Source organism: Flavobacterium sp. FlaQc-49 (genome assembly GCF_044005985.1).
Taxonomy (GTDB): domain Bacteria; phylum Bacteroidota; class Bacteroidia; order Flavobacteriales; family Flavobacteriaceae; genus Flavobacterium; species Flavobacterium cupriresistens.
This window is the reverse complement of sequence record NZ_JBIPCS010000002.1, coordinates 353834-371142: the sequence shown is the minus strand read 5'-3', so window position 1 is coordinate 371142 and position 17309 is coordinate 353834. Positions and strand designations below refer to the sequence as shown.

The following is a 17309-nucleotide window of genomic DNA, read 5'->3' as shown; positions in this document are numbered from 1 at the left end:
GGGGGTTTCGTTTTATAAAATAGATTCGTTTATGATTTATAAACTTGGTAAATCGCCATTTCCTTTGGTTGGTAAATTAGTAGAACCCATTAGGAATAAATCTACCTCTCTTGCTGCTTCACGACCTTCAGAAATAGCCCAAACAATTAAAGATTGTCCGCGACGCATGTCTCCGGCAGTGAAAATATGAGGAACATTGGTTTGATAATTTTTAGCTTTATAATTGCTTCTCATGTCAATTTCAAGCCCTAATTGTTCACTTAATGTTTTCTCCGGACCTGTAAAACCTAAGGCCAATAAAGCCAAATCGCAAGGCCATATTTTTTCTGAACCTTCTTTTTCGATTAATTCAGGTCTTTGTCCCGGCGTCATTTTCCATTGTACTTCGACTGTTTTTAATCCAACCAATTCTCCTTTTTCGTTTGCTAAGAATTCTTTGGTGTTGATTAACCAGTTTCTGTTACAACCTTCTTCGTGAGAAGAGGAAGTTTTTAATTGCAACGGCCAGAAAGGCCAAGGGGTTGTTTCGCTTCTTCCAACGGGTGGTTTTGGCAAAATTTCGAAATTGGTAACCGATTTGGCACCGTGTCGGTTAGAAGTTCCAATACAATCTGAACCGGTGTCTCCACCACCAATCACGATAACATCTTTACCGGTAGCCATTACCTGATCCGGAATTGATTCTCCGAACAATACTTTGGTTTGCTGTGTCAGGAAATCCATTGCCTGAACAACGCCTTTGCTTTCGATTCCTTTAGTAGGCAAACTTCTTCTTTCGGTTGCTCCGCCGCATAATACGATAGAATCAAAAGCATTTAGTTCGTCTACACTAAAGTTTACGCCAACATTAACATTGGTTTTAAAAGTGATTCCTTCTGCTTCAAGGATCGCTACACGTCTGTCGATGATTCCTTTTTCTAATTTAAAATTCGGAATCCCGTAACGCAATAAACCTCCAATGGCATTGTCTCTTTCAAAAACAGTTACCGCATGCCCGGCTCTGTTTAATTGTTGTGCTGCTGCCAAACCTGCAGGACCCGAACCAATAACGGCTACCGTTTTTCCTGTTCTTTTTTTAGGAGTTTGTGGTTTGATCCAGCCTTCTGCGAAACCTCTTTCGATGATGTTTTTTTCAATGTTTTCGATCGCAACAGGCTCTTTTATGATTCCCAATACACATGATTTCTCACACGGAGCAGGGCATAAACGACCTGTAAATTCCGGAAAGTTATTAGTGGACTGTAAAATGTCTAAAGCACTTTGCCATTCCTCTTGGTGTACCATGTCATTAAAATCAGGAATTAAATTTCCTAACGGACAGGCACTGTGGCAAAAAGGAATGCCACAATCCATGCATCTCGAACCTTGTTCTTTTATTTGCTCTTTGGCTAACGGAATCGTAAATTCATTATAGTTGCTAACACGTTCTATAACTTCAATATTACTTTCGTCGGCTCTTCTATATTCTTTAAATCCGCCTATTTTACCCATGACTTTTTCTTTAAATTCCAATTTTTTGAATTCCAAATTCCAATTTTTTAAATTCCAAATTCCAAACTTTTTAACCGCAAGACTAGCAAAGCGGTACGGTCAAATTTGAAATAATCTAAAATCTAAAATCTGAATTCTAAAATCATCTAATCTGCTATTAATTCTTCTATTTTCTTTTCTTCTGCAATTCTTTGTAATGCTTTTTTGTAATCAGTTGGCATTACTTTTACGAAGTGGTTTTGTTGATTCTCCCAATCTGCTAAAATTCTTTTGGCTAATGGACTGTTGGTGTACAAAGAATGGTTTTTAATTAGTCGTCTTAGTTTTGTAATGTCGGCATCTTCGATTGGGTCAAAAGCGACCATTTCCATGTTGCAGGATTTCGAATCAAATTGCTGCTTCGGATCGTAAACATAAGCCACACCGCCGCTCATACCTGCTGCGAAGTTTCTTCCTGTTTTTCCTAAAACTACGACTGTACCACCCGTCATATACTCGCATCCGTGATCTCCAATTCCTTCTACAACCGCAGTTGCTCCGGAATTTCTCACGCAAAAACGCTCTCCGGCCATACCATTGATGTAAGCCTCTCCGGTAATAGCGCCATAAAGGGCAACGTTACCAATAATGATATTCTCTTCAGGTTTGAAAGTCGCAGTAGGAGGTACTTTGATAATTAGTTTTCCTCCCGAAAGTCCTTTTCCTAAATAATCATTACAGTTTCCGTGAATTTTAAATGACAATCCGTTTGTTGCAAATGCACCAAAACTTTGTCCGGCAGAACCTTCAAAATCAACTAAAATAGTGTCGTCGGGTAAACCTTGTGCGCCATATATTTTTGAGATTTCATTACTCAAAATGGCACCTACAGAACGGTCTGTATTTTTAATTTTAAAGGTAACTCTTGTTTTTTCTTTTCTGTAAATAGACGGAATTGCCTCTTTGATGATTTCGAAATCCAATACGTTTTCAAGGTTGTGATCTTGTTCTGTCGTATTGTGATTTGGAACCGTTTTGGCTTTTTCCGGTTTGTATAGAATAGAAGATAAGTCTAAACCATTTGCTTTATAGTGTTTGATCGCTTTATTGACATTTAATTTTTGCGACTGCCCTACCATTTCTTTTAAGGTTCTGAAACCTAATTGTGCCATGATTTCTCTTAATTCCTCAGCAATAAAATACATGAAGTTGATTACGTGCTCCGGAGTTCCTTTGAAATTTTTTCTCAATTCAGGATCCTGAGTGGCAATACCAACCGGACAAGTATTTAAGTGACAAGCTCTCATCATGATACAACCGGAGGCTACTAATGGAGCGGTAGCAAAACCAAACTCTTCGGCACCTAATAATGCTGCGATAGCGACGTCACGACCTGTTTTTAATTGTCCGTCACATTCTAAAACCACACGGCTTCTTAAGTCATTTAAGATTAAAGTCTGTTGCGCTTCGGCCAAACCAAGTTCCCACGGAATACCGGTATGTTGTAAAGAAGTCAATGGTGCTGCACCTGTTCCTCCGTCGTAACCTGAGATTAAAATAACGTCAGCTTTGGCTTTGGCAACACCGGCAGCGATGGTCCCAACACCTACTTCAGAAACTAGTTTTACGTTGATACGAGCTTCACGATTGGCATTTTTTAAGTCATAAATCAATTGCGATAAATCTTCAATAGAATAAATATCGTGGTGCGGCGGTGGCGAAATCAGACCTACATAAGGGGTAGAGTTTCTGGTTTCAGCAATCCATGGCACTACTTTTTCTCCCGGTAACTGTCCACCTTCACCAGGTTTAGCACCCTGAGCCATTTTAATTTGGATTTCTTTAGCGTTTGTCAAATAGTTGATCGAAACACCAAATCTTCCTGAAGCGACTTGTTTGATCGCACTGTTTCTGGAATCACCGTTGATTTCTTTTTGGAAGCGTTTTGGATCTTCTCCACCTTCTCCAGAATTACTTTTTCCGCCAATTCGGTTCATTGCAATCGCTAAGTTCTCATGCGCTTCTCTACTGATCGATCCGTAAGACATTGCTCCGGTTTTGAACTTTTTTACAATTTCGGTCCAAGGTTCTACTTCGTCAATAGAAATCGGATCTAAATTATTGAATTCGAATAAACCTCTGATGGTCATTAAGTTTTCACTTTGCTCGTTGACCATGTCGGAGTATTCTTTATAACTTTCCGGACTGTTCAAACGAACGGCTTGCTGTAATTTAGAAATCGTAGTCGGATTGAACATGTGTTTCTCTCCTGATCTTCTCCATCTGTAAATACCTCCAATTTCTAAAGGCAATAAGTTGGCGATTTTTGAATTTGGAAATGCTTTCTGGAATCTTTTCTTTACTTCTTTTTCAATTTCCATCAGACCAATTCCTTCAATTCTGGAAGGAGTGTAAGGGAAATATTTCGTAGAGAATGTTTTATTTAAACCTAAAATTTCAAAAATCTGAGCCGCTCTGTACGAATGTAAAGTAGAGATCCCAATTTTATTCATGATTTTTAAAATCCCTTTTGCAATCGCTTTGTTGTAGTTGATAATCGCGTAATCAGCTTTAACTTTGGTAATAAATCCTTGGTTTACCTGATCGTGAATAATCTCATTCACCATGTACGGATTGATTGCGCTGGCACCATACCCAAACAATAAAGCAAAATGATGTGGTTCGCGTGGTTCTGCAGATTCGATTATGATTCCGAATTTAGAACGAACTTTCAAAATGTTTAAAGAATGGTGAATGTAAGAGCAAGCCAGCAACATCGGGATCGGGGCTAATTGCTCGCTAACACCTCTGTCAGAAAGAATAATGATGTTATGGCCTTCAGAAACCGCTTTGTAAGTAGCCTGAACGCATTTTTCTAAAGCACGCTCTAAACCGTTAACTCCTTTTTCGATCTTATATAAGGTAGAAATAGTCGACGATTTGAAATCTTCGTGATCTATATTTTTAATTTTATCTAAATCCTCGTTAGAGATAACAGGATTTTGGATTTTTAATTTTTTGCATTGTTTTGCTTCAATATCAAAAATATTAAAATCACCACCAATGGCTAGACTAATATCGGTAATAATCTCCTCACGAATACCATCCAAAGGCGGGTTGGTAACCTGAGCAAACAATTGTTTAAAATAGTTGTATAATAATTGTGGCTGATCTGATAAAACCGCCAGTGGAGTATCGTTACCCATAGAACTGATTGCTTCAGCGCCATCTGATCCCATTGGATTGATAATTGTTTTTAAATCCTCGATCGTATAACCAAACAAACGTTGTCTGGTCTGGAAATCCAATTTCTCTACCGGAGTAGGGTTGTTGGTATAAGGAACTTTAGACAAAGGAAGCAAGTTGGCCTCAACCCATTCTTTGTAAGGACGTTTGGTTACGATGGCTTTTTTGATCTCTTCATCTTCAATGATACGACCTTCGTTCATGTCAACCAGGAACATTTTTCCCGGTTCTAAACGACCGTGCTGAATTACGTCTTCCGCCTCGATATCAAGAACACCAATTTCTGATGACATGATTACGAAACCACTTTTTGTCAAAGTATATCGGGAAGGACGCAAACCATTTCTGTCCAATAATGCTCCAATTACATTTCCATCCGTAAACGGAATAGAAGCAGGACCGTCCCAAGGTTCCATGATACAAGCGTTGTATTCGTAGAAAGCTTTCTTTTCCTCCGACATGGACTGGTGTTTTTCCCAAGCTTCAGGAACGACCATCATCATGGCTTCTGGTAAGGAACGACCGGTCATTAATAAAAGCTCAACAACCATATCCATTGAAGCAGAATCTGATTTTCCTTCTAAGATAATTGGGAATAATTTTTTGATATCATCACCAAAAATTTTGCTTTCCATTAGTTCTTCACGGGCACGCATTCTGCTGACATTTCCGCGAAGGGTATTGATTTCCCCGTTATGACACATGTATCTGAAGGGTTGTGCCAAATCCCAGGAAGGAAAAGTATTGGTAGAGAAACGTTGGTGTACTAACGCTAAACGTGTCACCAAGTCGGGATCTTTCAAATCAATATAATAGCGACTGATGTCTTCCGGCATCAAGAGACCTTTATATATTATAGTAGTGGTCGATAGGCTAGTAAAATAAAACATATGACTTTCGGAGGTTTTAGAGCCTCTTATCGCATGTTCAGCAATTTTTCTAGCTGCAAAAAGTTTTGCATTAAATTCTTGTTCCGTTAAATCCTGATTGTTTTTGCTAACAAAAACCTGTTTAACGGTTGGTTCTTTTTCTGCGGCAATCTGCCCTAAATTTTCAACGTCAACTGGTACATCTCTCCAACCTAAGATCTTTAAATTTTGATCTTTAATAGTTGCTTCGAACGCATTCATACAAAAAGAAACCTGGTTTTTACTTTTTGGCAAAAAAACCATTCCTACTGCATACTCACGTGTTTCAGGGATTTCAAAATCACATACTTTCTTAAAAAAATCATGTGGGATGTCAAATAAAATTCCGGCTCCGTCTCCGGTTCTTCCATCAGAACTAACGGCACCACGGTGTTCTAATTTTATTAAGATATCCAATGCTTTGTGAATGATGTCATTAGATTTAATACCATTCAAATTACAAATAAATCCTGCACCACAATTGTCGTGTTCAAATTCAGGCAAATAAAGCCCTTGTTCTTTAACTCTCATTCTTGATATTTTTTCTACAAAAATAAAGATTTCGTTAAATATAATTCATTGAATTAGTTGTTTGACTTACATTTTTGTTGTAATATTAGAAAAAGGGTTCTAAAATGTCAATATTATTATTTAAAGCATTGCGAATTATCAAAATCATAATCGGCTTTAAGATATTTTAAGAAAAATCGTCGCTAAGCTATTGATACCGTTGGTATTTTTGTTAAAACTCAAACGATATAGTATTTTTCTCTTCACAATTTATAAGCAATTGTTTAACGATTAATTTGCTTTGAAAAGGAATAACTCCTTAATATAAATTTGAGACATTTTTAATTGAAAAAGATTTTACTATTCAGTTGAATTTTGCTATTTTTGTCGCACTTTTATTCTGAAATAAATTCAGAACCAGACAAATTCTATATTATGAACATACACGAATATCAAGGAAAAGAAATTTTAGCGAGTTACGGAGTACGCATTCAACGCGGAATTGTGGCTAACAATGCAGTTGAAGCTGTAGCTGCTGCAAAACAATTAACTGCCGAAACTGGTACAGGATGGCACGTGATTAAAGCGCAAATTCACGCAGGTGGCCGTGGAAAAGGTGGTGGAGTGAAACTAGCTAAGAACTTACAACAAGTTGAAGAGATTGCAGAACAAATTATCGGAATGCAATTGATTACACCTCAAACTTCTGCTGAAGGTAAAAAAGTAAACAAAATTTTAGTAGCAGAAGATGTATACTATCCTGGTGAAAGTGAAACGTCTGAATTTTATGTTTCTGTTTTATTAAATAGAGCTACAGGTCGTAACATGATTATGTATTCTACTGAAGGTGGAATGGATATTGAAGAAGTTGCTGAGCACACACCTCACTTAATCTTTACTGAAGAAGTTGATCCTAATGTTGGATTACAAGGTTTTCAAGCAAGAAGAATTGCCTTTAATTTAGGTCTTTCTGGAAATGCTTTTAAAGAAATGATTAAATTCATCGATGCTTTATACAATGCTTACATTGGTTCTGATGCTTCTATGTTTGAAATCAACCCGGTTTTAAAAACATCTGACAACAAAATTATGGCTGTTGATGCTAAAGTAAATATCGATGATAATGCTTTATACAGACAACCTAAATATGCTGAAATGCGTGATATCCGTGAGGAGAATCCAATTGAAGTAGAAGCTAAAGAAGTAGGTTTAAGTTACGTAGATCTTGACGGTACAGTTGGATGTATGGTAAACGGAGCTGGTCTTGCAATGGCAACTATGGATTTAATTAAATACGCTGGATTTGAGCCTGCTAACTTCTTAGACGTTGGTGGAACTGCTGATGCAAAACGTGTTGAAACTGCTTTCCGTATTATCTTAAAAGATCCAAACGTAAAAGCAATTTTGATCAATATTTTTGGTGGAATCGTTCGTTGTGACCGTGTGGCGCAAGGAGTTGTTGACGCTTACAAAAATATGGGTGATGCTATCAATGTGCCAATTATCGTTCGTTTGCAAGGAACAAATGCTGAAATTGCAAAAGAATTAATTGACAATTCAGGTATGCCAATCTTATCAGCTGTTCAATTCCAAGAAGCTGCTGACCAAGTTAAAGCTGCATTATCTAAATAATACAATATCGTCCGTTGTAGAGATGCACAGCAGTGCATCTCAACGGTAACAATATCGATAAAATTAGAAAAACCATTCGTTCTGCGAATGGTTTTTTTTATGCCATATATGTAATGTAGAGATGCACAGCAGTGCATCTCCACGGCAACAATATCGATAAAAACAGGAAAACCATTGGTTCTGCGAATGTTTTTTTTTATGTTATATATGTAATGTTGAGATGCACAGCAGTGCATCTCTACTGCATCTCTACGATAAAAACGCAAGGCCCACAAAGCCATGATGATTGATATAGCCTTGCGAACCTTGCGTTCAAAATAAAAATAAAATCCTTGCGCACTTTGCGGTTAAAAGCCCCCGCTGTCTGTTATTTCAGAATCGTAGCCAGTTCTACAATTTCAAAATTAGGGTCGTATTTTATAAACTCGCGAATCATTGCAGTATGCCCCGCTCCAAGTAAGACCATTATCTTATCATCTTTACTTTCTGTTAGTTTTTGAATTAAGGAATACATATAAAGATTTCTTTTATACCATTCAGAAACCAAAAAGGCGCCTACGAAATTATCGTTTTTCCCGGCCCTGTTTGCGGTGCCAAGATACCATTCCACATTTTCTTTGTTTGATTGGTTTGAATTATAGTCTATTAAAAGTTCCGTTAGATTATATTTTTTCATTTTTTCGTTTTGCGATTGCTCGAAAAGTTTCATTTCCTCGTCATTGCTTTTTAATAAATTCAGTTGATTGGCTTCTTTCATACCTTTGGTTAAACTATCGTAAGGAAAACGAGTTTGATTATAATCAATGGCAAATAATTTTTTATGACCTAGTTTTTTAGCTGCTCTTAAGGCTAGTTGTACTCTTTCATCCGCTTTTTTATGAAGTAAACTGTCCGTGTTTAGAGCATAGAATTTATCCAGTTTGTCCTGTTTTTGATAACCCCATTCGACGAAAATTTTATCCGGACCAAATTCTTTAATTTTATTGGTGATGTTTTCCAATTCCTTTTGACTTTTTTCGCTCATTACATCGAAAGTATTGATTTTAGCTACATCAAGACCCGGGTTTTCAAAATGAAAGGTTCCGATTAATAAGATTTGTTTCTTTTTTGGTTGAGCCGTAATAAGATTCAATGAAAGAAAAATGGCTAATAAAATGATTTTTTGCATGATGATATGGTTTAAATTCTATGCAAAAGTAGGCGGGAAGTACAGCTTGTTTTTTAATTTTTGATGAACACGTTCTTCTGAATTACCAACTAGTCGAATTGAGGTCACAAAAAAGTCATATAACGTTTTTAGAGGTTCGTCATTAGAAATGGCAGTTTCATATAAATAATAACTTCGTTAAAAGGTATAATTGTATTTTTGGAGCTATTAAAAAGTCGTTATGAAACTAAAAGTCCCTTTCTATTATCATATTGTTTTGTTTTTGGGTTTGTTTTTCACTTTTTACCTCTGGGATATTGGTGTCGGCAAGAAATACGAAACTTTTATATTTGATAAGATGCTTTTCTTATTCTCGTTCAGTCACTTGTTGGCTGTTTTTGCCATTTATACTTTAAATTTCTATATTTTTTGTCCTTGGCTTTTAAATAAAAAAAGATTCTTTTTTTATTTGTTGACCATTCCGGTTTCCTTGCTTCTTTTTTCAGGAGTTCGATATGTGTTTGAGGAAATAATTATTTTTGAAATTACCGGGATTCATAATTATGTAGAAGAATCAAGAGAAGTAGGGTTTTACATCAGAGACAATTTTTTCTTTGGTTCACCGGCAGTGATTTTAAGTTTTTTTAGTTATTTGTTCTGGCAGTTTCAGGAGACACAGAAACAAAACCAGGAATTACTTTTGGAAAATAAAAAAGCCGAATTTCAAATACTGAAATCCCAAATTAGCCCGCATTTTTTGTTTAATACCCTAAATTCGTTTTACAGCCAGTTAATCGGAAAAGATGACGAAATGGCTTCAGATGTTTTGGTGTTGTCGGATTTGCTTCGTTATGTTATCACAGAGACAGATAAAGAAGAAGTTTTGCTTTCAAAAGAAGTGCAGTTCATTAAAAATTACATTCATTTACAGCAAAAAAGATTTGAAGATCAGTTGTATTTGAAATTCTCTGTCAATGGTGAATATACAATTGAGAAGATTTTACCATCTGTGTTAATTCATTTTATTGAAAATGTTTTCAAGCATGGGAAATTAAATGATCCCGAGAAAAGCGCGATAATTTCGATTGCAATAAAAGAAGATTTTTTAGAAATTGAAACCTTTAATTATAGCATTGAAGGAGAAAATTACTATTCTACCGGAATTGGATTTGATAATCTGATGAAACGGTTAGAATATGCTTATAAAGACAAATTTATACTCGAAAAAACAGTAAATAATGATACCTTTAAAGTGTATCTGAAAATCCCTTTAAAAAAATAGTTATGGCTTTTAAGTGTATAATTGTTGATGATGAACCGCCTGCAACACGAATTCTTAAAAATTATGTGGAGAAAGTTTCTTTTTTGGAAGAAGTAGGAATTTTTAATGACTCTTTAAAAGCATTAGAATTTCTGAATTCCAATAAAGTAGATGTTATTTTTCTGGATATTCAAATGCCTCAACTCACTGGATTGCAGCTTTCCAAAATTATTTCCAAGGAGGTGAAGGTTATTTTTACAACCGCATATCCCGATTTTGCATTAGAAGGTTTTGAATTAAACGCCGTAGATTATTTACTGAAACCAATCGCTTTTGAACGTTTTTATCAAGCCGTTTCAAAACTCAATGCTGAGGTTAAAACAGAAATTGTACCTAATAATCAGAAAGAATTTATATTTGTAAAAACTGATGGAAAAAATAAGTTCCAAAAAGTACTTCTGAACGATATTTTATATGTCGAAAGTTTGCAGAATTACGTTTGTATTCATACTTCGAAGGAACAGATTATTACCCACTCATCTTTAAAAAATGTAGTGGAATCACTACCCGGAAATGACTTTATTCAAATCCATAAATCCTATGTCGTAGCTTTAAAACACATTGAATCTACCGATAGTTTTTCGGTTTTCATGAATGGTAAAGAACTACCAATTGGAGCGACTTTTAAAGAGGCCTTTTTTGAGAAAATAGAAGAAAATAAAATATAAAAAAAATCCATTCGCTGAACGAATGGATTTTTTTTGAAATCATCTGTAAAACGCAAAAAGAAACACATTTCACAGCTCACAAACCTAAGAATTTTTATTCTTCCCGTTTTTGTAAATTACTTTCTCTACCACCTGTACTTTAGGAGCAGTTTTGGTATTGTTTTTCTTGAAAGGCTTTTTAGCAGCTCCGGTTTTTGAAGGTTTTTGATCACCTCTTGCTCTTTCACTGTCTTTCGGGGCAGCCTTAAATTCAGGTCTGTCTTTAGTATTTTCTTTCTTTGGAATTTCAGCTTTATGTTTCGCTAAAACGTCGTTTGGATTTTTCGGATTTTCTTTCGTTCCTCTTAAATGAATTACCAATCCGTTTAAGAAGTTACGCAAAACCTGATCACCACATTCCATGTAATTCTCATGATCTTCGGCTCTAAAAAAAGCACCTAATTCTGATTTTGAAATTCTAAAATCTACTAATTCTAAAATTTCAACTATTTGGTCATCACGCAGCATTAAAGCTACACGAAGTTTTTTTAGGATATCGTTGTTCGTCATCGTTTAATTTTTTACAAAGGTACGTTTTAAAAACAATCAGATTGCAATTTATTGAATTGGGCTTATGATTTTTTGACACGAATTGCACAAATTACACGAATTATCACGAATTAAATTTTAAGCGCAACGCAATTAGTGAAAATTAGTGTAATTCGTGTTAGATTTTTTTACTTTGAATCTGAATTGTAGTCGTTTAAAACGTTAATTATTTGATCTGCGCTATTGAATTAGACTTATTATTTTTTTGCCACAAATTACACGAATTAGCACGAATTAAATTTTAGCGCAAAGCAATTAGTGAAAATTAGTGCAATTCGTGTCAAACTCTTTTTTACTTTGAATAAGAGTTATAGTCATTTAAAACATTAATTATCCGGTCTAAGTCTGATCTCAAATGATTCGCTGTAATCACAATGCGATTGATATCTTTGGCGTTTTCCTGATATTTGAAATTGGCAATAATAATTTTATTTTCCTTAAGTATTTCCGTTATCCTGTCAATTTCGATGTATAATAAAGGATAGGTTTTGTTGAACTTTATCGTTTCGTTTTTAAGGAGTTTGGAATCAATATAACTCAGATTGTCTAAAAGTTTTTGATGCTGACCTTGATAAATTGCAGCAGCTTCCGCTAGCGTCTGTACAAAAGCAGGATTCATTCCGGCGGCTGAAATAAAAGTGTCTAGTTTTTTTATTTGATTGATGAACGATAAATCACCTGCAATAACGCCTCCCGTCAAGCCAAAAGCCTTTCCTAAAGAGGAGACTAAAATTTTGCGTTTAATCGGAAGTTGTATTTCAGAATAAATTCCCGAGCCATTTTTACCTAAAATGCCGAGAGAATGTGATTCATCGACAACCAAAGTAATGGCTTTATGATTCGGGATTTCCTTTAAAATCGATAAATCAATCGCTTTTGTCTGATAAGAAGGAACTGCATCCGTAAGAATCGTAATGCGCTCCGGCGTTGCATCTACTAATCTCGGATTGATTTTAGCATCAATAAAAACAGGAAGGCTGTTATGGGCTTTAATCGCAGGGTGTGCATCCGGGAAATGAAAATAACAATCCGTTTCTTTATTCAATTCATCGATTACAATTTTTCCGGCCAGCATTCCGGAAGAGACTGTTACGGTAGCTTCAGCTTTAATATGTTTCGCCAAGAAAAGTTCACCATTATCATAAGCGGTGAGTTTAACGTTTGCATTTCTGGAACTTCCGTAAGTAGTTCCCCATTTCAGAATGTTTTTAATTACCAAGTCCTGAAAAGCTTTGTGGACAGATAAACCCAGATAAGCTGTTCCGCCAAAATACAAATAGGATTCTCGGTCTATCTCAATAATTCGATCCGGAAATTGATTGACTTTCATTAAACTTTATATTTTAGTTGATTTCTTGGGCGATTTAGTGAAAAAAACATACTTCTTTCGAACATACAGCTATGTGTCTTCCAAACAAGTGAAACGCCTTTTTATAAATTCATAAAATCTATGTGTCTATGTGTTAGGTAATTCTGTTCAATGAATTAACTTTACACCAGTTCCATTGAGCTCAGAATAATGAATAACACCCTCTTTTATAGTTACTCCCGTAGCAATATCTTGTGCTAAAAGCAATGCCCCATCCATGTCAACATAATCCAATTGCGGCAATAAATGAGCAATGGCCGAAATTCCGACAGTAGATTCGGTCATGCAGCCTACCATTGTTTTTAGACCTAGTCTTTTGGCTTCTTCAATCATACGTTTTCCCGGAGTTAGTCCGCCGCATTTTACCAATTTGACATTTACTCCGTGAAAATGATGGTGACATTTTGCTACATCTTCTTCAAGGATACAGCTTTCATCTGCAATTACGGGCAAGGCTGAGTGTTTGAAAATCTCTCGGTGGCCCTCCCAATTATCGGCTTTTATGGGTTGTTCGAGAAATTCAACGCCTAATTTTTTTAATTCGATCGAATTATTGATTGTTTCGTCAACTTCCCAATCGCAGTTGGCATCGATTCTGAAAATGGCATCGGTGTGTTTTCTCAGCTCTTTTACGATGGCAATATCTTCTTTAGTTCCCAGTTTAATTTTATAAATTGGCCATGGAAGTTCTTGCATTTTGGCGACCATTTTTTCGATAGAAGCAATCCCTATTGTGTAATCTGTCATTGGGTTTTTGTCGATAGAATAGCCCCATAAGTCATACAGTTTTTTGCCTTTTTTACGGGCATACAAATCTGTATAAGCCAAATCTAAAGCACATAAGGCAAACATATCCTGTTTTAGATAAGGATATATTTTTGCCCAAAATACTTCGGGAGTTTCGTTTTCTGTGGCTTCGATAACAGGTCTTATTTTTTCTAAATCCGCTATCATTACAGGAACTGTCGTTTTGTAATACGGATTCGAAGTTGCTTCTCCAAAACCCGAAAAACCATCACTTTTTAGTTCGACGATTAATGAAGGCTGAAAATCAATTGACTCTCTGGAGATGGTAAAGGTGTGTTTTAGTTTTAGATCGTATGCTCTTAAAATCAATTCCATATGCTGTGTTTTTTTAATTCAACCATAAAAAAGCGGTCACAAAATTATCCCGCCAGAGTTTTTCATTATGCTGGCCGCCTTTCACAATTTTTGATCGCGTAAGATGCAGACAGTAGCAACGGTTTTTGTCCAATAACCGCTCCATTTTAGTCATGTATTTTACCATATCTTCATCTTCGTTGTCACCGCATAAAAAGTAAAATTTGGTCTTTATTTTTGGTGCTTTTTCTGTTAAAGTGTAGATGTCGTTCGAAAACCAAAAGGAAGGTGAAAAAACGCCTACTTTCCCAAACACCTTCGGATATTGGAATGCCGCATAATACGAAACCAATCCACCAAGGGAGCTTCCCATAATAGTGGTGTTTTTAGCATCGGGCTTGGTTCTGTACTCTTTATCGATATACGGTTTTAGGGTTTTAACGATGAATTCAAGGTAATTATCGGCATTTCCGCCTCCATACTTTTCATTTTTATAAGGCGTTAGCTCGTCTGTTCGTTTGTCATTTCCATGTTCAATTCCAACAACAATCACTTGAGCTTTTAGGCTGTCCAGTTTTTCGTCGACATTCCATTCTCCTGCGTAGGAAGTTTTGGAGTCAAACAAATTTTGAGCATCATGCATGTAGAGTACAGGATATTTTTTCTTTATTGAAGTGGAATAATTTTCAGGTAAGTAAATCCATATTTTTTTGGTGGCTTTTAGTTGAGGAGCTTCAATAGTGAAAGTCGAAACATTTTTTGATGCCGTGCTTTCTTGCGCAGTACTGCTAAAGATTGTCCCAAGGAAAACGAAAAAGAAGAATAGCCGAATCATGTGTTTTTTTGTGTTTTAGATTTAAAAACAATAATTTAGCTAAAAATAATAAATTGATGAATACCGAAGAACAAAAGAGAAGTTTACTTTTAGAAATGATTGCTTTCTCAACAGTTGATGGTCAGTTGCACAAACGCGAATTGGAGTTTTTGTGGCTGGTAGCGCAGGAATTGAATATCGATAAAAAAGAATTTCAGGATTTATTTCATCAGGAAACTTCACCGTTAGCTATAAAATCGGAGTTTCAGCGTATTCAGCAATTTTACAGACTGGCTTTGATTATGCATTGTGATGGAGTTTTGCACGAAAAGGAAGCATCAGCAATACAACAGATCGCAATTGAGATGGGTTTGAATCCAATTGCAACAAAACGAATTTTAGATCTGATGCAAAAAGCACCAAACGCTTTGATTGATCCTAAAGTGTTGCTAAAAGTTTTTCAGGAACAACACAATTAAGGCAATTGTTCCTGTAGTTTTTTGATATCGTCACGCAATTTGGCAGCTTGTAAAAAGTCCAGATCTTTGGCTGCTTTTTCCATTGATTTTCGTTTCTCGCGAATCATTTTTTCCAAATCAGCCTTAGACATATAAGCCGTATTAGGTTCTGCTGCAGTAGTCAGAGTATGCCCCAATTCATATTCAACCAATGGATTTTTCGTAAAAGCACTTTCGATTTTTTTCTTTAAGGCCTGTGGTATAATGTTATTTTCAGTATTAAAATTGATCTGTTTGGTTCTTCGATAGTTGGTTTCGTCAATTGTTTTTTGCATACTGGCTGTAATTTTATCCGCATACATAATGGCCTTACCATTTAGATTTCTTGCCGCACGACCAATAGTTTGTGTCAACGATCTGTGGCTTCGCAGAAATCCTTCTTTATCAGCGTCAAGGATGGCAACCAAGGAAACTTCCGGTAAATCCAATCCTTCACGAAGTAAGTTGACTCCAATTAAAACATCAAAAATACCTTTTCGCAAATCCTGCATGATTTCGATACGTTCCAAAGTGTCAACATCGGAGTGAATGTAGCGACAACGAATATTCACTTTGGTTAAATATTTGGCCAATTCTTCGGCCATTCTTTTGGTTAAAGTAGTGACCAAAACTCTTTCGTCTAATTCACAACGCACCTGAATTTCTTCGATTAAATCATCAATCTGGTTCAAACTTGGACGAATTTCTATAATAGGATCCAACAATCCTGTCGGACGAATAACCTGTTCTACATAAACACCATCACATTTTTGTAATTCATAATCGGCCGGAGTTGCAGAAACATAAATGACTTGATTTTGCATGGCTTCAAATTCTTCAAATTTCAAAGGCCTGTTGTCCATTGCAGCTGGTAATCGGAAACCGTATTCTACCAGATTTTCTTTACGGCTTCTGTCGCCTCCGTACATGGCATGAACTTGCGAAACCGTTACGTGACTTTCGTCCACAACCATCAGATAGTCGTCTGGAAAATAATCCAGTAAGCAGAAAGGTCTTGTTCCGGCATCTCTTCCGTCAAGATAGCGCGAATAATTCTCAATTCCGGAGCAATAACCCAATTCCCGAATCATTTCTAAGTCAAAATTGGTACGTTCTTCTAAACGTTTTGCTTCCAGATGTTTTCCGATTTCCTTAAAATAATCGACTTGTTTTACTAAATCTTGTTGAATTTCCCAAATGGCACCTTGTAAAACATCCGGAGAAGTCACAAACATGTTGGCGGGATAAATCGTCAGTTTATTGAATTTCTCTATTACTTGAGAAGTCTTGGCATCGAAAGATTCTATTTCTTCGATTTCGTCTCCGAAAAAGTGAATTCTAAAAGCATCATCGGCATAACTCGGATAAACTTCAACAGTGTCACCTTTAATTCTGAAAGTTCCGGGTGTAAAATCGGCTTCAGTTCTGGCATATAAACTCTGAACCAGGCTGTGCAATAACTTGGTACGGGAAATGACCTGATCTTTTTCTATTGCAATTACGTTTTTCTGGAATTCAACCGGATTTCCGATACCGTATAAACAAGAAACGGATGCCACAACCAAAATATCTCGTCGACCTGAAAGTAGGGAAGAAGTGGTGCTCAAACGCATTTTTTCCAGTTCTTCATTGATAGATAAATCTTTTTCAATGAAAACTCCGGTCACCGGCATAAAAGCTTCGGGTTGGTAATAGTCGTAGTAGGAAACGAAATATTCAACCGCATTATCAGGGAAAAATTGCTTGAATTCGGAATACAACTGAGCTGCCAAAGTTTTGTTATGTGCTAAAACCAAAGTAGGTCTTTGCACTTCCTGAATAACATTGGCTACAGTAAACGTTTTTCCTGAACCTGTAACTCCTAATAAAGTTTGATATTTTTCGCCATCAACAACTCCTTGTGTGAGTTTTTGAATGGCTTGCGGCTGATCGCCTTTTGGACTATAATCGGAAACTACTTTAAAATCCATTTCGTATAATAAAAGTTCTTATTTACAAATATACGAGTTTGATTTCTTTTTTTGGCTCAAAGTAGAAT

General features: G+C 36.1%; 12 protein-coding genes. 4 read left to right on the top strand and 8 right to left on the bottom strand.

Translation table 11 applies throughout. The features are described from left to right. Positions 1 to 36: 36 nt before the first annotated feature. Both ACHRV3_RS04850 and gltB read right to left on the bottom strand, forming a co-directional pair. Positions 37 to 1491, bottom strand: a complete 1455-nt coding sequence (locus tag ACHRV3_RS04850; protein WP_395433696.1) for a glutamate synthase subunit beta — start codon at positions 1489 to 1491, stop codon at positions 37 to 39. A 146-nt stretch (positions 1492 to 1637) separates the two neighbouring features. Further along, positions 1638 to 6155, bottom strand: coding sequence for a glutamate synthase large subunit (gltB, locus tag ACHRV3_RS04845; RefSeq protein WP_395433511.1), 4518 nt, complete (start codon positions 6153 to 6155; stop codon positions 1638 to 1640). Between the two features lie 414 nt (positions 6156 to 6569). Between gltB and sucC the strand changes: the two genes are divergently transcribed. Further along, positions 6570 to 7766, top strand: coding sequence for an ADP-forming succinate--CoA ligase subunit beta (sucC, locus tag ACHRV3_RS04840; protein WP_395433510.1), 1197 nt, complete (start codon positions 6570 to 6572; stop codon positions 7764 to 7766). Between the two features lie 367 nt (positions 7767 to 8133). Here the strand turns inward: sucC and ACHRV3_RS04835 are convergent, their stop codons facing one another. Then, entirely contained in the window at positions 8134 to 8934 is an 801-nt protein-coding gene (locus ACHRV3_RS04835; protein WP_395433509.1) for a DUF5694 domain-containing protein, read from the bottom strand. A gap of 220 nt (positions 8935 to 9154) precedes the next feature. Between ACHRV3_RS04835 and ACHRV3_RS04830 the strand changes: the two genes are divergently transcribed. Together ACHRV3_RS04830 and ACHRV3_RS04825 are read left to right on the top strand one after the other, a co-directional pair. Next, positions 9155 to 10195 (top strand): sensor histidine kinase, encoded by a 1041-nt coding sequence (locus tag ACHRV3_RS04830; protein WP_395433508.1) that lies wholly within the window; start codon positions 9155 to 9157, stop codon positions 10193 to 10195. A 2-nt stretch (positions 10196 to 10197) separates the two neighbouring features. Further along, entirely contained in the window at positions 10198 to 10902 is a 705-nt protein-coding gene (locus tag ACHRV3_RS04825) for a LytR/AlgR family response regulator transcription factor (RefSeq protein WP_395433507.1), read from the top strand. A gap of 84 nt (positions 10903 to 10986) precedes the next feature. Here the strand turns inward: ACHRV3_RS04825 and ACHRV3_RS04820 are convergent, their stop codons facing one another. From ACHRV3_RS04820 to ACHRV3_RS04805, 4 genes are all read right to left on the bottom strand, one after another. Beyond that, positions 10987 to 11451 (bottom strand): DUF1456 family protein, encoded by a 465-nt coding sequence (locus ACHRV3_RS04820; protein WP_230004966.1) that lies wholly within the window; start codon positions 11449 to 11451, stop codon positions 10987 to 10989. Between the two features lie 331 nt (positions 11452 to 11782). Beyond that, a complete protein-coding gene (locus ACHRV3_RS04815; RefSeq protein WP_395433506.1) occupies positions 11783 to 12820 on the bottom strand; it encodes an aminotransferase class I/II-fold pyridoxal phosphate-dependent enzyme in 1038 nt (345 codons plus the stop codon). A 147-nt stretch (positions 12821 to 12967) separates the two neighbouring features. Then, positions 12968 to 13981, bottom strand: coding sequence for a dipeptide epimerase (locus ACHRV3_RS04810; protein ID WP_395433505.1), 1014 nt, complete (start codon positions 13979 to 13981; stop codon positions 12968 to 12970). A gap of 13 nt (positions 13982 to 13994) precedes the next feature. Continuing rightward, positions 13995 to 14795 carry an alpha/beta hydrolase gene (locus tag ACHRV3_RS04805; protein ID WP_395433504.1) on the bottom strand — a complete coding sequence of 267 codons (801 nt, stop codon included), beginning with the start codon at positions 14793 to 14795 and terminating at the stop codon, positions 13995 to 13997. 56 nt (positions 14796 to 14851) lie between these two features. Here ACHRV3_RS04805 and ACHRV3_RS04800 point away from each other — a divergent pair, with 56 nt between their 5' ends. After that, positions 14852 to 15253, top strand: a complete 402-nt coding sequence (locus ACHRV3_RS04800; RefSeq protein ID WP_047775411.1) for a TerB family tellurite resistance protein — start codon at positions 14852 to 14854, stop codon at positions 15251 to 15253. Here the strand turns inward: ACHRV3_RS04800 and uvrB are convergent. Further along, positions 15250 to 17241 (bottom strand): excinuclease ABC subunit UvrB, encoded by a 1992-nt coding sequence (gene uvrB / locus ACHRV3_RS04795; protein WP_047775413.1) that lies wholly within the window; start codon positions 17239 to 17241, stop codon positions 15250 to 15252. The two genes, ACHRV3_RS04800 and uvrB, sit on opposite strands and share 4 nt — an antisense overlap. Positions 17242 to 17309: the final 68 nt, after the last annotated feature.

Bases quoted from the DNA above. Each gene is read 5' to 3' on its own strand.
- sucC (WP_395433510.1), top strand. From the start codon at position 6,570: ATGAACATACACGAATATCAAGGAAAAGAAATTTTAGCGAGTTACGGA.
- ACHRV3_RS04805 (WP_395433504.1), bottom strand. From the start codon at position 14,795: ATGATTCGGCTATTCTTCTTTTTCGTTTTCCTTGGGACAATCTTTAGC.
- uvrB (WP_047775413.1), bottom strand. From the start codon at position 17,241: ATGGATTTTAAAGTAGTTTCCGATTATAGTCCAAAAGGCGATCAGCCG.
- ACHRV3_RS04820 (WP_230004966.1), bottom strand. From the start codon at position 11,451: ATGACGAACAACGATATCCTAAAAAAACTTCGTGTAGCTTTAATGCTG.
- ACHRV3_RS04825 (WP_395433507.1), top strand. From the start codon at position 10,198: ATGGCTTTTAAGTGTATAATTGTTGATGATGAACCGCCTGCAACACGA.
- ACHRV3_RS04810 (WP_395433505.1), bottom strand. From the start codon at position 13,981: ATGGAATTGATTTTAAGAGCATACGATCTAAAACTAAAACACACCTTT.
- gltB (WP_395433511.1), bottom strand. From the start codon at position 6,155: ATGAGAGTTAAAGAACAAGGGCTTTATTTGCCTGAATTTGAACACGAC.
- ACHRV3_RS04815 (WP_395433506.1), bottom strand. From the start codon at position 12,820: ATGAAAGTCAATCAATTTCCGGATCGAATTATTGAGATAGACCGAGAA.
- ACHRV3_RS04800 (WP_047775411.1), top strand. From the start codon at position 14,852: ATGAATACCGAAGAACAAAAGAGAAGTTTACTTTTAGAAATGATTGCT.
- ACHRV3_RS04830 (WP_395433508.1), top strand. From the start codon at position 9,155: ATGAAACTAAAAGTCCCTTTCTATTATCATATTGTTTTGTTTTTGGGT.
- ACHRV3_RS04850 (WP_395433696.1), bottom strand. From the start codon at position 1,491: ATGGGTAAAATAGGCGGATTTAAAGAATATAGAAGAGCCGACGAAAGT.
- ACHRV3_RS04835 (WP_395433509.1), bottom strand. From the start codon at position 8,934: ATGCAAAAAATCATTTTATTAGCCATTTTTCTTTCATTGAATCTTATT.